This window comes from Streptomyces sp. NPDC088387 (assembly GCF_044753385.1).
Classification (GTDB): Bacteria; Actinomycetota; Actinomycetes; order Streptomycetales; family Streptomycetaceae; genus Streptomyces.
This window is the reverse complement of record NZ_JBIVNC010000013.1, coordinates 159,328-173,161: the sequence shown is the minus strand read 5'-3', so window position 1 is coordinate 173,161 and position 13,834 is coordinate 159,328. Positions and strand designations below refer to the sequence as shown.

Sequence of the window (13,834 nt, the reverse complement as noted above, 5' to 3'; positions counted from 1 at the left end):
ACGTACGGCCAAGAGGCCACCGAAGAAGGAGTTGGGTACGTGAAAGGCAGAGTGACCGCCCTAGTGGCGACAGGCGCGCTGCTGTCCCTGCTGGCAGGCGCCGGCATCACCGTCTCGGCGCAGGCCGCCCCGGCCGCGGACGCGCTCGTCTCGCAGGGCCGGCCCGCGACAGCCTCGTCGGTCGAGGGCAGCGGATTCGAGGCGGCCCGTGCCGTGGACGGCAGTGCGTCCACGCGATGGGCGAGCGAGGAGGGCACCGATCCGCAATGGATCAGTGTGGACCTCGGGACGGCACACCGTGTCTCGCGTGTGAGGCTCAACTGGGAGGCTGCGTACGCGCAGTCGTACCGGATCCAGACCTCCCCCAACGGCACCGACTGGACGGACGTGTACGCCACGACGACCGGTGACGGTGCCACCGACGACCTGACGGTCAGCGGCACGGGCCGCTACGTTCGCGTGAACGGCACGGCGAGGGGCACCGAATACGGCTACTCCCTCTGGGAGTTCGAGGTCTACGGCGCGGGCGCCGGCGGAGGCGACACCACCGCCCCGACCGTCCCGGGCGGCCTGCGCTCCACGGGCACGACCACGAACAGTGTGTCCCTGTCGTGGAACGCCGCCACCGACGACGTCGGCGTCACCGGCTACCGGGTCTACCGCGGCGACCAGCTCGTGGCCTCCCCCACGGGCACGAGCCACACGGACACCGGGCTGGCAGCGGGAACCGCCTACGCCTACACCGTCCGCGCGGTCGACGCGGCGGGCAACACCTCGGCCGCGAGCGCCGCGGTCACCGCCACCACCCAGCAGGGCCCGGGCGGCGGTACGACGGTCGACGTGTCGACGTCGGCCCAGCTGACGGCCGCGCTGGCCGCGGCCCAGCCAGGACAGACGATCCGGCTCGCGGCCGGCGAGTACCGGGGCGCCTTCGCCACACAGCGCGCCGGCACGGCCTCCGCGCCGATCACCCTGACCGGGCCGACAACCGCCGTCCTGGTCAACGACGGCCCCTCCGGAACCGCTCCGTCCTGCCCGGCACCCACCGCCGGCTGGGACTCCGGATACGGCCTGTGGCTCTACGGCGCCCCCTACTGGAGGCTGAACGGATTCACCGTCAAGGACTCCAAGAAGGGCATCGTCCTCGACAACAGCCACCATGTGACCGTCGACGGGGTGTACGTCCACCATGTCGACGAGGAGGCCGTGCACTTCCGGCGTTCCTCGTCCGACGGTGTGATCCGCAACTCCCGGATCACCGACACGGGCCTTGTGCAGCAGGGCTACGGCGAAGGTGTGTACCTGGGGTCCGCCGGCTCCAACTGGGCCTGCCACGGCAACACCGGCGGGGTCGACCGCAGTGACCGTGTCCAGGTGCTCGACAACCGGATCGGGCCGAACATCGCGGCCGAGCCCATCGACGTGAAGGAGGGCACCACGGGCGGGGTCATCCGCGGCAACACCTTCGACGGCCGGGGCATCAGCGGCCAGAACTCGGCGGACTCCTGGGTCGACGTCAAGGGTGTCGGCTACCTGATCGAGAACAACACCGGCACCTTCGCCTCGCCGGGCACGTTCGCCAACGGCTACGAGACGCACAACCCGTCCACCACACCGTCGTTCCAGAACGGCTGCGGCAACACCTGGCGGAACAACCGCTCCGACCTGGGCGGGGTGGGCGCCTACGCGATCCGCATCACCTCCGTGTCCAAGTGCTCCGCCAATCCGAACGTCGTGTACGCGAGCAACACGGTCAGCAATGCCACGTCCGGACTGACGAACGTCCCGGTCACTCCCTGATCCATGGGGTGACCGGGATGTGTTCGCCCGGGACGCCCACGAACCCGGGCGGACACAGCGCCGGGGACCGTCCCCCACCGCGTCGACTTCGGCGGGGACGGTCCCCGGCGTGCTTGTTCCCCCTCTTGGTCAAACCCGGTCCCGGCCTTTACCGCCGCAGGATGGTAGTTGCACATAGCATGCAGAAGTCTGCGGGGTGTGGCTGAGCACAGCCGTAGTCGAGCAGTTGGGTCCGCACCTCCATGACCAGCGTCCGCGCATCCTGGCGCCGTATCCGCACGTCGATGAACCGCCAGGAGTGGATGAGTGTGGGCGGGATGACCGCCTTCATCCTGGCCCTGCACGTCATCGGGTGGTTCACCCTCGTGGTGATCGTGGCGCCCGAGCACTACAGCCTGGGGACCAAGACCTTCGGGGTGGGCATCGGGGTCACCGCCTACACACTCGGGATGCGGCACGCCTTCGACGCCGACCACATCGCCGCCATCGACAACACCACCCGCAAGCTCATGAACGACGGGCGACGGCCGCTGTCGGTGGGGTTCTGGTTCTCGCTCGGGCACTCCAGCATCGTGTTCGGGCTGGCCTTTCTGCTCTCTCTCGGCGTCCGGGCGCTGGCCGGGCCGGTGCAGGACGACGGGTCGGCGCTGCACGGGGTGACGGGATGGATCGGTACGACCGTCTCCGGGACGTTCCTCTATGTCATCGCCTTCATCAATCTCGTGATCATGAGCGGGATCTGGAAGGTGTTCCGGCAGATGCGTTCCGGGGCGTTCGACGAGGCCGCCCTGGAGGAGCAGCTGGACAAGCGCGGGTTCATGAACCGGATCCTGGGCCGGCTGATGAAGTCGATCACCAAGCCGTGGCGGATGTATCCGCTGGGGCTGCTCTTCGGCCTCGGCTTCGACACCGCGACCGAGGTGGCGTTGCTGGTGCTCGCCGGTTCGGGGGCCGCGTCCGGGCTGCCCTGGTACGCGATCCTGTGTCTGCCGGTCCTGTTCGCGGCCGGTATGTCACTGCTCGACACCATCGACGGCTCGTTTATGAACTTCGCCTACGGATGGGCCTTCTCCAAGCCCGTCCGCAAGGTGTTCTACAACCTGACCATCACCGGGCTGTCGGTCGCCGTCGCCCTCATCATCGGCACCGTCGAACTGCTCGGCCTGGTCGCCGAGAAGGCGGACCTGCACGGCGCCTTCTGGGACTGGGTGTCCGGGCTCGACCTCAACACCATCGGATACGTGGTCGTCGCGCTGTTCTTCGTCACCTGGGCGCTGGCCCTCGTGGTGTGGAAGGTCGGCCGGATCGAGGAGAAGTGGTCGGCGGCGCCCGTCGAGGAGAAGAGCCTTGTCTAGACTTATTGCCATGAGCACTTCATCCGGGCCGTGGGCCCGGCCGAGGTGACGTCCGTTCGTTTCGCCGGAAAGGCACAGGTACACCGCCCGCGATGTCCGCACTACGCATAGGGCTGCTCGGGGCAGCAGCCATCGCCCCCAGTGCCTTGATCAAGCCCGCCCGGCAGACACCCCGGGTGACGGTGACCGCCGTAGCGGCGCGCGACCGCTCGCGCGCGGAGAAGTTCGCCCGCAGACACGGCGTCCCCGTGGTCCACGACGGTTACGACGCCCTGCTCGCGGATCCGCGGGTCGACGCCGTCTACATCCCCCTGCCCAACGGACTGCACGCCGAGTGGACGCTCAAGGCCCTGGAGGCGGGCAAGCACGTCCTGTGCGAGAAGCCGTTCACCTCCAACCGCGCCGAGGCGGAGCAGGTCGCCGACGCCGCCGAGGCGTCCCACGCCCGCAGCGGCCTGGTGGTGATGGAGGCCTTCCACTACCGGCACCACGCCCTCGCCGAGCGCATGCGGAGCATCGTGGACAGCGGAGAACTCGGCGAACTCCGTCATGTCGAGGCCGAAGTCTGCTTCCCTCTCCCCCGGTTCGGCGACATCCGCTACGACTACGATCTCGCGGGCGGCGCCACCATGGACGCGGGCTGCTACGCGGTCCACGTCGCCCGCCTCCTGGGCGGCGCGACCCCCACGGTGACGGCGGCCACCGCACTGCCGCTCGGCAAGGACCCGCGCGTCGACCGCGCGATCTCCGCCGAGCTGGCGTTCCCGCAGGGAGCCACGGGGCGGGTCCATGCCTCCCTGTGGTCACGGCGTGTGCTGTCGATCCGGGCCCGCGCGGTGGGCACGGCCGGTGAGCTGAACGTCGTCAACTTCGTGTCCCCGCACCTCTACCACCGCCTGACGGTACGGAAGGTGGAGGCGGACGGCAGCCGCAGCGCCCGCAGGGAACGCGTGCCGCGGCAGCCTTCCACCTACGTCCGTCAGCTGTCCGCCTTCACGGAGGCGGTCCTGGACGGCGGCCCGGTGCTGACCTCGGCCCGCGACGCCGTACAGACGATGGGGATCCTCGACGACATGTACCTCAAGAGCGGCCTGCCCCTGCGGGGACTCACCGCCACCTGAGTTCAGGCGAGCCGCGGGACCGTGCGCCGGGCTCCCCGGCGCCGGGTCCGGCGTCCGCCGACCAGCCGGCACGCGACGTACAGGGCGAACGAGATCGTGGTCACGTAAGGGCTGATGGGGATGCTGCCGCCCAGGGCGAGCAGGATGCCGCCCTCGATGGACACCACGGCGAAGACCACGCTCAGCAGGGGGAGGAGAACCGGCGAGGCCGTGACGCGGGCCGCGGCGGCGGCCGGTGTCACGACCAGGGTGAGGACCAGCAGCGCCCCGACCACCTGCACCGACAGGGCGACCGTGAGCCCGAGCGCCAGCATGAACACGAAGGACAACGAGCGCACCGGCACCCCGCGGGCCTCGGCGACCTCCGGGTCGGCACTGGCGAAGGTCAGCGGACGCCAGATGACCACCAGGACCACAAGGACCAGCGCGGAGGTGCCGAGCAGCCAGGCCGTCTGCGGTGTGTCGACGGCGACGATCTGACCGGTGAGCAGGCCGAACTTGTTGGCGGCGCGGCCCTTGTAGAGGGCGAGGAACAGGACGCCGAGCCCCAGGCCGAACGGCATCAGGATGCCGATCACCGAGTTGCGGTCCCGGGCGCGCGCACCCAGCACACCGATCGCGCCGGCCGCGACGAGCGATCCGGCGATGGACCCTCCGACGATGTTGACCCCCGCCAGCAGCGCCGCGGACGCGCCGGCGAAGGACAGTTCGCTGATGCCGTGCACCGCGAAGGGCAGGTCGCGCATGATGACGAAGACCCCGGCCAGGCCGCCGACCAGGCCGAGCGCGGCGCCGACGACGAGGGAGTTGCGGACCAGCGTGAGCAGTTCGCCGTAGTTGTCGAAGGCGAAGATCTGGTGCCAGACGGAGTCGGCGAGGGTCATGACCGGACTCCGTCCCATTCGTGGGTCCCGGGGGAGGCGTGGTGCGGTGGCGCGGCGGTCTCGTCCGGTGCCCCGACGACCAGCACCCGGCCGTGGACACGGACGACGTCGACGTGGGTGCCGTAGAGCCGTGACAGTGATGCGGAGGTGAGGACCTCCTCGGGTGTGCCGATCCGGTGGCCGCCCCGCGCCAGGTACAGCACACGGTCCGCGAGGCCGAGGATCGGGTTGATCTCGTGGGTCACGAAGACGACCGCCGTGCCGTGCGACCGACGCCGGGCGTCGACCAGTTCGGTGACCGCCCGCTGGTGGTGCAGGTCGAGGGAGAGCAGCGGTTCGTCGCACAGCAGGATCCGCGGATCGGTCGCCAGGGCCTGACCCACCCGTACGCGCTGGCGTTCGCCTCCGGACAGCAGGCCGACCGGGACATCGGCGTACTCCGAGGCTCCGACGGCCTCCAGGATCTCGTCCACCCGGCGGCGGACGGCGCCCGTGCGCGGCCTGGGCCAGAAGCGGTGCCCGTCGATCCCGAAGCGTACGAGCTCGCGGGCGCGTACCGGTGCCTGTGCGGACAGTACGGCCTGCTGGGGGACGTATCCGATGTGCCTGCCGCCCTTGTGCGCGGGCCGGCCGAGGACCGTCAGCGTGCCCGCGGACAGTGGCTGCCGGCCCAGCAGCGCACGGACGAGGCTGGTCTTGCCCGACCCGTTCGGCCCGAGCACGGCGAGGAACTCCCCGGGGTGTACGTCGAGTTCGAGGCCCCGCCACACCACACGCTCGCCGTAGGACACGGCGGCACCGCGCAGGGAGATCACCGGGGCTGCGTCGCCGCGGTCGTCGCTGTCGCCGTGCCGGGACCGGGGCGCGGAGGCCATCGCCGCCGACCTCACTTGGCCAGCGCGCTCGCGAGCGCGTCGACGTTCGACGTCATCCAGCCGAGATAGTCCTTGCCCTGCGGCAGGGTCTCGGTGACGGGTACGACGGGAATGCCGGCCGCCTTGGCCGCGCTCTCGGCCTTCTCCGTCTGCGGGCCGGAGGTCTGCGCGTTGTAGACGAGCGCCGCGACCTGCTTGTCGCTGTAGAGGGCCAGGGTCTCCTGGAGGATCTTCGGGGAGACGTCGTCGCCCTCCTCGACGGCCTCGCTGAACTCCGCGGGCGTCTTGTCGATCAGTCCGCTCGCCTCGGTCATGTAGAGCGGCACGGGCTCGGTGATGCCGATGCCCTCGCCGCCGTGTTCCTTCTTGATCTGCGCCTCCTCCGACTCCAGCGGAGTGAGTTTCGACTTGAAGGCCTCGGCGTTCTTCGTGAAGGTGGCGGCCCGTTCCGGGTCCGCCTTGCCGAGGGCTGCGGCGATGCTGTCGGCGATGCGGGCCACCGAGGGGAAGTCGTACCAGACATGCTCGTTGAGCTCGCCGCCCGCGGGGGCCGTCTTGCCGGAGACCTTGACCGCGTTGACGACCTCGGCGGAGGAGCCGCTGCTTTTCAGCATCCGGTCCACGAAGTCGTCGTAGCCCCCGCCGTTCTCGACGACGACCTTCGCCTTGGACAGGGTGAGCTGGTTCTGGGTGTTGGCCTCGTAGGAGTGCGGGTCCTGGTCGGGGTCGCTGATGATCGAGGTGACGTCGACGCCGTCGCCGCCTATCTGCTCGACGATGTCGCCGTAGACGTTGGTCGAGGCGACGACGGCGACCTTGCCCGACGAGGCGGAGTCCGACGCGCCGCTCCCGTCGCTTCCGGAGTCCGCGGAGCTGCCGCAGCCTGCCAGCAGGGCCAGGGAGGCGCCGGTGACCAGCGCCAGTCGGCGGGACGGGGACGAGAACATGGGTCCTCCACGACGGAGTCGGTTGGGTGGACCGGTCCCAGCCGGTCAGCCGCCACGCTAGATGGAAATGAATGTCAGACCTATCGTTCACCTTGATAGATATGACAATCGTTGCCAAGCTTTGACCCCGTCCTGGCCTGCATGATTTGTTCTGGAACGCGAGTGGGGAGCGAGCCCTGCCCAGCAGGACTCGCTCCCCAGCGATCAGCTCGCCGTCACCAGGTGAAGGTCGCGGTGGTGCGTGCGGGCAGGGTGTAGACGAAGGACTGGCTGCCCCAGTTCACCCGCACGGACTGGCTGCTGGTGCCGCCGTTGTGGGCGATCAGCGCCTTGGAGCCGTCGGGGTTGCGCCAGGCGACGTTCTGGACCGTGCCGTTGGCGGTGGAGGCGATGCGGTACGCACCCGGCTTCACGAACTTCGTGAGGTGACCGGTGGTGTAGTACTCGATGGTGTAGTCGACCTGTCCGGCCCGCGGCCCGCCTTCCTGCACGGTGATCAGGCCGGTGCAGGTGCCGCAGCCGCCGTTGTGCGGGCCCATGCTCTGGTTCAGCGCCAGGCTCCACTTGACCAGGCTGCCGCTCCAGTTGCGGGTGTAGTTGACGATGTCGGCGAGGTCCTCGTTGTGCTGGTTGCCGATCCAGGTGCCGCCCGAGTGCTCGGTGCTGAACTGCTTGACGGCCGGGTACTGGTTGTGGACCTGGGTGCCGACCGCCGGGTCACCGAAGTAGCCGTGCCAGGCGATGCCGCCGAACAGCGGGTCGTTGCGGACGGCGGGGTCGGCGAGGATGGCGGAGCCGATCTGCGCGTAGTCGCCGTAGTTCCAGTCGTGCACCATGACCTTGGTGGTGATACCGGCGGCGCGGAACGCCGGATAGACGTGGTTCTTGGTGAACTCGATGAGTCCCGACGCGTTCCAGTTCATGCCCGGGTAGTTCATCGCCGTCGGGTTGCCCGCCTGGCAGCAGTTGGGCTCGTTCTGCACGGAGATGTAGTTCACCGGGATGCCGGCGGCCTGGTAGCTCTGGATGTACCTGACCAGGTACTGGGCGTACATGGGGTAGTACTCCCACTTCAGCCAGCCCATCTGGTCCATCCGCCCGTTGTCCTTCATCCACCCCGGGGAGCTCCACGGCACGCCCTTGACCCGGAGTGCCGGGTTGAGCTGCCTGGCCTGCCCGGTCAGGAGACGGACGTTGGTGTCGTATCCGTTGGCGCCGAAGTCGTTGAGGTTGCAGCAGGTGTCGTCGAGCGAGACATGGCCCGGCCGGGACAGGTCGGAGGCCCCGATGGGGTTGCGGACGAAGGACAGTCCGATGCCGTCGGTCGGCGAGAACAGCCTGCGCATCACGGCGTCGCGGGTGGCGGCGGTGACCGGACCGCCGCGCAGCAGATAGGCGGTGGTGTCCGTGATGGAGGCGCCACCGCCTTCGAACTGCTGGTACGTCGTGCCCTCGTTGACGGTGATCGTGTGCTGGGCGGTGCCGCCCGCGGGGCCGAAGCGCAGGGCCGTCTGCTGCGCCAGGCCACGCGTCACGTTGCGGCCGGCGGAGTCGGACGTCGTCGTCAGCCAGACGTTGACCGGCTCGTTCGCCGCCTGGGCGGTGCCGCCACTCGCCGCGAGTGTCGCCGCCGCGACAACACCGGCGAGCAGGAAGCGGGTTGACCGGGACAGGCGGGACAGGCGGAACCAGGGACTGGATCTCATACGGTCGTCCTTCGCAATGGTGGGGGCAGTGCAAGGCAGGCGTGACCAGAAGGCCCTGTGCGACCTATTTCACGTCGAAATTAAAGGTATGGACCAAGTGCGTCAAGGCCCACAGCGCACTCACATGAAGGCGCTTGCCCCGTCCGCGAACGGCGTCGTCCGCCAGTGGTCGATCGCGGGCTCGAGGTACTCCATGAGGTCGGGGAGCTGCGGAACCAGGGTGAGGGTGGCGATGATCCGCACCATGCCCAGAGCGTTGACGAAGGCGAGGACGTCCTTGTCGAGCGGCCTTGTGCCGTTGCGTCGCGCACCGCGGTCGTAGGCGGCTTCGTGGTCGGGGCCGAGTGCGGCCAGGTCCCACTCGACGGGTCCCAGGGTGATCAGTTCGAAGTCGGCGTAGAGGTCGCCGTCCACGGCGTGGAAGATGTTGGCGGGCGGGGAGTCGCCGTGGACGGGCTGGAGGCCAACGCCGGGGAACCGGGCCTCGAAGGCGTCGCGTGAGCGTACGAGGGGTTCGAGGATCCGCCATTCGCGGCGGGCCCGGTCGAGTTCGGCCGCTCCGATCAGGTCGGGATGCCCGTCGAGCAGGGCGAGGCTGTCCGCGATGAACCGCGGGTCGGCCGCGGACAGGAACTCCAGCCGGCCCGGGTAGGCGCGCAGTGCCGTGTGCAGGTCGGCGACGCACTCGGCGTTCGCGACGTAGTCGGGTTCCCTGTCCCGGGCCTCCTCGACGAAGGGCCAGAACGTCATCGAGAACCCGTCGCGCTGGACGGGTTCGCGCGGCACGAGCGGGCTGGGCGCGATCACCGGGATCTTCTGGTCGGCCAGCCACTGGGTGACGTCCAGTTCGTCCTGCTGGCGGCGCGCGAGGGAGGCCAGGTCGTCCGGGCGGGGCAGGACAGTGGGAATCCGGGCCACGACCGGCGAGGGGGCCAGGTGGACGACGACCGAGAAGACGTCGTGGAGCACCTTGGGCTCGGTGACGGTCAGACCGAGCGCTCGTCCGGCCGCGACGGCCGCCCCGACGGCGGCGGAGGTGCGGGCGGCTAGCTGTTGTGGGGTCAGGAAGGTGGTCATGGATCCCTTGTTTCGGTGAACCGACGGATGGTGGGTGGTTGGGGACGGGGAGAGCGGGCGGTTGGGGACGGGGAGAGCGGGCGGTTGGTGACGGGGCGAACGGGCGGGTACGCGGGCCCGGTCAGCGTCTGCGGCCGGCGTGCAGTTCCAGCTGCTCGGCTTCGAAGCGTGCGCGGAAGTCACGGTCGTGCGAGACGGCGACCACCGCTCCCGGGTACGCGGCGAGCGCCGCCTGAATGTCCTCGACCAGGTCGAGGGCGATGTGGTTGGTCGGCTCGTCGAGGACGAGGAGGTCGGCGGGCCGGGTCACCAGGGTCGCGATCTGTAGCCGTCGCCGCTGCCCCACGGACAGGGCGGCGACCGGGACGTGCACGTCCTGTTCGCGGAACAGGCCCAGGGACAGGAGCAGTTCGACGTACTCGTCCGGCGGTCCGCCCCGCCCGGCGGCGAACGCGGCGAGCAGGGTCCGGCGCGTGGCGTGCGCGGGCAGTTCCTGAGCGAGATAGCCGATCCGGGCGGGTCGGTGCGCCGTGCCCGTGTCCGGTTGCAGATCGCCCGCCAGGACACGGAGCAGGGTGGTCTTGCCCGCGCCGTTCTCGCCCGTGACGAGGAGGCGCCCGCCGGGGGCGATCGCCAGGAGCCCGTCCAGACGCAGCCGTTCCCCGACCCGTACGTTGTCGAGTTCGGCGAGTGGGCCCTGGACGGGTCCGCCGGCCGCGGACGGCAGCGCCGTGGTGAACCTGAGCGGTACCGGCGGCTCCCCCACCGGATCGCGCCGCAGCCGTTCCAGGCGCTCCCGCACCGAGCGCACCTGTCCGCCGAGCTTGGCCTCGCTGGAGCGGCGGTGTTTGCCGAAGCCCTGCTTCGGGTCGCGGCCGGTGGTGGCCAGCCTCCTGCCGGCGGCCTCCAGCAGTTCCTCCGCGCGGGCCACCTCCTCGACCCAGTCCGCGTACCGCTGCTCGGCGCCGCGCCGGGCGGCGGCCTTCGCGGCGCGGTAGCCGGCCCAGCCGTCGCCGTACCGGTGCACGGTGCACTCGTCCCGGTCGACTTCGAGAATCGTGGTGGCGATGCGTTCCAGGAAGCCGCGGTCGTGGGTGACCGCGACGACGGTGCCGCGGTGGGCGCGGAGGTGGTCCTCCAGCCAGCGCACGGCCGCCGCGTCGAGATGGTTGGTCGGTTCGTCCAGGAGCAGCAGCTCGGGGGCGGCGGCCAGGACGCAGGCGAGCGCGAGGCGCGACTGTTCGCCGCCGGACAGTGAGCCGAGGAGGCGCTCGCGGGTGATCCGGGCCAGCCCGAGCCCGTGCATGGCGGCGTCCACGCGGGCGTCGGCCTCGTATCCGCCGCGCTCCTCGTAGGCGGTCAACAGGTCGCCGTAAGCGGCGAGTTCGTCGTCCGACGCGTTGGCGAGGGACTCCTCCGCGGTACGGAGCCTTCGCTCCATGTCACGCAGGTCCGTCAGGGCGAGGTCGACGGCGTCCTGCACGGTGCGGTCCGCGTCGAGGTCGAGGGTCTGGGCGAGGTGGCCGGTGCCGCCGGGGAAACGGACGGTGACGTCCCCGGCATCCGGCGCTTCGACACCGGCGAGCAGCCGCAGCAGGGTGGACTTGCCGGAGCCGTTCTCGCCGATGACGGCGGCCTTCTCGCCCGGCCGGACGGTGAAGGAGACCTGGTCGAGGACGGTCCGGGTGCCGTACGACTTGGTGACGGCCTTGACGGACAGCTGGGCCACGGCGGAGACGGTGGTGGTGAGGGTGGCGGCGGGCAGGACGGTATGAGCGCGGTCGCGCATAGGGCTTCCCTGGGCATACGAAGGGTCTACGGGCAGCAGAGACGGCGGCAGGTGCCGTGCCCGGACTCAGACGAAGAAAAGGAAAGCCATGCGCTCACTATAACAAGACGAACCGTCTCGTTCAACTCCCGCGGTGTTCGACCATCCGCGCTAGGTCAGTACCAACCACCGTCGGCCGTCGATCAGTTCTCGTGCCGCGTCGAGATGACCGGCGTGGCATGCCGTCTCGGTGATGACGTGCAGCAGGACGTCACGCAGGGTGTGCAGGTGCGGTTCACCGAAGAGGTCGTGGGGCCACCAGGCCAGGCCGGCGTCAGCAGCGGTTGCTGTGATCACGCCGTCGGCGAGCTCCGTCTCCCGCCGGTACGCGTCGAGCACGGCGGCGGCCGGCACGTCCGGGGCCACCTTCCACGCCTCGGCGCCGCTTGTCAGCCCGCCGATGACCTCCGCGTCCCCGGCGACGACCGCACGGAACCAGAAGCGCTCAACGTCCAGCGCGAGGTGCTGGACGAGACCCAGGCAGTGCCATCCGGACGGCAGCACGGGCCGTCGCAGAGCCTCCGCGTCAAGCCCGTCGAGGGTGCCGAGGACATGGCGGCGCTGCCCGGCCAGGACCCGGAGAAGCGCACTGACCTCGCTGCCCGGAGCTGTTTCGATCGAGTTCTCTGTCACGGCACCCAGGATTCCCCACGTCGTGGCGTCGTACGGGATGGTCGCCGATACCCGTGCTTCCTTCCGTCGATGCCCGTGCTTCCTCCGTCGATACCCGTGCTTCCCTCCGTGATGAGTTTTCGCGACCGCACCCGTCACACGTACGACGGGACACAACAAGGCGAGAGGACGACGTGATGAACGCGGACACACGGCCGGAGGAGCTGGGCGTGAGCGGGCTGAAGGAGGTCGACGAGCCGACGTTCTCGGCGCTGGCGGAGCGGCACCGGCGAGAGCTGCACGTGCACTGCTACAGGATGCTCGGGTCGTTCGAGGACGCCGAGGACACCGTGCAGGAGACCTTCCTGCGTGCCTGGCGGAAGCGGGAGACCTTCGAGGGGCGGTCGACGTTCCGGGCCTGGCTGTACCGGATCGCCACCAACGCCTGTCTGGACCTGCTCGCCAGGTCCCGCCCGGAGCCGGCGACGGGCGGCGAGGTGCTGTGGTTGCAGCCCTACCCGGACCGGCTGCTCGACGAGCTGCCCGCGGGCCCCGCGGACGAGCCGGAGACCCTCGCCGTGGCGCGGGAGACGATCGAGCTGGCGTATCTGGTCGCGGTCCAGCATCTCGCGCCGCGCCCGCGGGCCGTACTGATCCTGCGGGACGTGCTCGGCTGGCCCGCCAAGGAGGTCGCGGAGCTCCTCGGGGACTCCGTCAACTCCGTGAACAGCGCACTTCAGCGGGCCCGCGCAGGTATGCGGGAACGGCTGCCCGCCGAGCGGCAGGACTGGACAGGCGGCGAACAGGACGCCGGGACGCGTGAGGTGGTGCGCCGCTACACCGACGCCAGCGTGGCCACGGACATCTCCGGCCTCGCCACCCTGCTGCGGGACGACGTCCGCTGCTCGATGCCGCCCACGCCGGGCCTGTACATCGGGCGCGACGCGGTCATGAACGACTGGGTCCAGAGCGGCTTCGAGAACATGAAGGGCCTGCGTTCCGTGCCCACCTCCGTGAACCGGCAGCCCGCCATCGCCTTCTACCTCTGGCAGAAGGCGGAGGGTGCGTACCTGCCGCTGACGATCGACGTCCTGCGGGTCACCAACGGGGTGATCACCGAGATCATCACGTTCCACGACGACCGGTTCCCGCGGCTCGGCCTGCCGGAGCGCCTGCCGGCCGACGGCACGGAGTAGCCCCGGTGCGGGCGCTCACGCTGCCCGGTGGCGCACGGATCACCGTGCTCGCGGCGGAGTGGAATGACGCGTTCGGCGTTGTCACCGTCGGGCGGGTCCAGTTGGAGCTGCGCGACGGAGAACCCGGGCCGGTCCTCGGACCCGGCGCCGGGTTCTGGCTCCGCGGCACCGGCGTCCGCGCCCTGCGAAACCCGGACGGTCACACGGCGACGGTGCACATCGCGACCCCGAGGGCCGGGACCGTCACCAGCGCGTCGGCACCTTGATCCCGGCAGCGGCAATGATCCCCCCCCCTTGACTCAACGCCTCCGCACCCTCGCGAAAAGGGTTTGAGGGAGGTGGTGGCTTGTTGCTACGTTCTCGCCGGACCGTGAAATCGTCGTATGGAGGTGAGCCCCCGTGAACACAGTGATCCGTGGGTGCTCCCTCAACC

The 13,834-nt window shown here is 70.0% G+C and carries 11 protein-coding genes and 1 pseudogene; 5 read left to right on the top strand and 7 right to left on the bottom strand.

Translation table 11 applies throughout. The features are described from left to right. Nucleotides 1-39: 39 nt before the first annotated feature. The 3 genes from ACIQAC_RS30595 to ACIQAC_RS30585 all read left to right on the top strand — a co-directional run bounded on the left by ACIQAC_RS30595 (nucleotide 40) and on the right by ACIQAC_RS30585 (nucleotide 4,276). Nucleotides 40-1,800 carry a discoidin domain-containing protein gene (locus ACIQAC_RS30595; protein ID WP_402196597.1) on the top strand — a complete coding sequence of 587 codons (1,761 nt, stop codon included), beginning with the start codon at nucleotides 40-42 and terminating at the stop codon, nucleotides 1,798-1,800. A gap of 242 nt (nucleotides 1,801-2,042) precedes the next feature. After that, entirely contained in the window at nucleotides 2,043-3,155 is a 1,113-nt protein-coding gene (locus tag ACIQAC_RS30590; protein WP_402196595.1) for a HoxN/HupN/NixA family nickel/cobalt transporter, read from the top strand. 92 nt (nucleotides 3,156-3,247) lie between these two features. Then, nucleotides 3,248-4,276: a Gfo/Idh/MocA family protein gene (locus ACIQAC_RS30585; RefSeq protein WP_402196592.1), complete on the top strand. Its 1,029-nt coding sequence runs from the start codon at nucleotides 3,248-3,250 to the stop codon at nucleotides 4,274-4,276. 2 nt (nucleotides 4,277-4,278) lie between these two features. Here ACIQAC_RS30585 and ACIQAC_RS30580 read toward each other — a convergent pair whose 3' ends face one another. The 7 genes and pseudogenes from ACIQAC_RS30580 to ACIQAC_RS30550 form a co-directional block, all read right to left on the bottom strand. Next, the gene (locus tag ACIQAC_RS30580; RefSeq protein WP_402196590.1) at nucleotides 4,279-5,160 is read right to left on the bottom strand and encodes a metal ABC transporter permease; all 882 of its coding nucleotides are present in this window, start codon (nucleotides 5,158-5,160) and stop codon (nucleotides 4,279-4,281) included. Then, complete coding sequence (locus tag ACIQAC_RS30575) at nucleotides 5,157-6,035, bottom strand: metal ABC transporter ATP-binding protein (protein ID WP_402196588.1); 879 nt, start codon at nucleotides 6,033-6,035, stop codon at nucleotides 5,157-5,159. Before ACIQAC_RS30575 ends, ACIQAC_RS30580 begins: the two co-directional genes overlap by 4 nt. Nucleotides 6,036-6,046: 11 nt before the next feature. Continuing rightward, nucleotides 6,047-6,982 (bottom strand): metal ABC transporter solute-binding protein, Zn/Mn family, encoded by a 936-nt coding sequence (locus ACIQAC_RS30570; protein ID WP_402196585.1) that lies wholly within the window; start codon nucleotides 6,980-6,982, stop codon nucleotides 6,047-6,049. Between the two features lie 218 nt (nucleotides 6,983-7,200). Next, nucleotides 7,201-8,688 (bottom strand): annotated as a pseudogene (locus tag ACIQAC_RS30565) (glycoside hydrolase family 30 beta sandwich domain-containing protein); the annotation flags it as partial. Between the two features lie 120 nt (nucleotides 8,689-8,808). Beyond that, the gene (locus tag ACIQAC_RS30560; RefSeq protein ID WP_402196582.1) at nucleotides 8,809-9,765 is read right to left on the bottom strand and encodes an aminoglycoside phosphotransferase family protein; all 957 of its coding nucleotides are present in this window, start codon (nucleotides 9,763-9,765) and stop codon (nucleotides 8,809-8,811) included. A gap of 121 nt (nucleotides 9,766-9,886) precedes the next feature. Further along, a complete protein-coding gene (gene abc-f / locus ACIQAC_RS30555) occupies nucleotides 9,887-11,554 on the bottom strand; it encodes a ribosomal protection-like ABC-F family protein (RefSeq protein WP_402196580.1) in 1,668 nt (555 codons plus the stop codon). A 150-nt stretch (nucleotides 11,555-11,704) separates the two neighbouring features. Continuing rightward, nucleotides 11,705-12,226 (bottom strand): DinB family protein, encoded by a 522-nt coding sequence (locus tag ACIQAC_RS30550; RefSeq protein ID WP_402196577.1) that lies wholly within the window; start codon nucleotides 12,224-12,226, stop codon nucleotides 11,705-11,707. A gap of 176 nt (nucleotides 12,227-12,402) precedes the next feature. Between ACIQAC_RS30550 and ACIQAC_RS30545 the strand changes: the two genes are divergently transcribed. Next, on the top strand, nucleotides 12,403-13,401 hold the full coding sequence (locus ACIQAC_RS30545) for an RNA polymerase subunit sigma-70 (protein ID WP_402196575.1): 999 nt from the start codon (nucleotides 12,403-12,405) through the stop codon (nucleotides 13,399-13,401). Nucleotides 13,402-13,406: 5 nt separating this feature from the next. Beyond that, nucleotides 13,407-13,667, top strand: coding sequence for a hypothetical protein (locus ACIQAC_RS30540; RefSeq protein ID WP_402196573.1), 261 nt, complete (start codon nucleotides 13,407-13,409; stop codon nucleotides 13,665-13,667). Nucleotides 13,668-13,834: the final 167 nt, after the last annotated feature.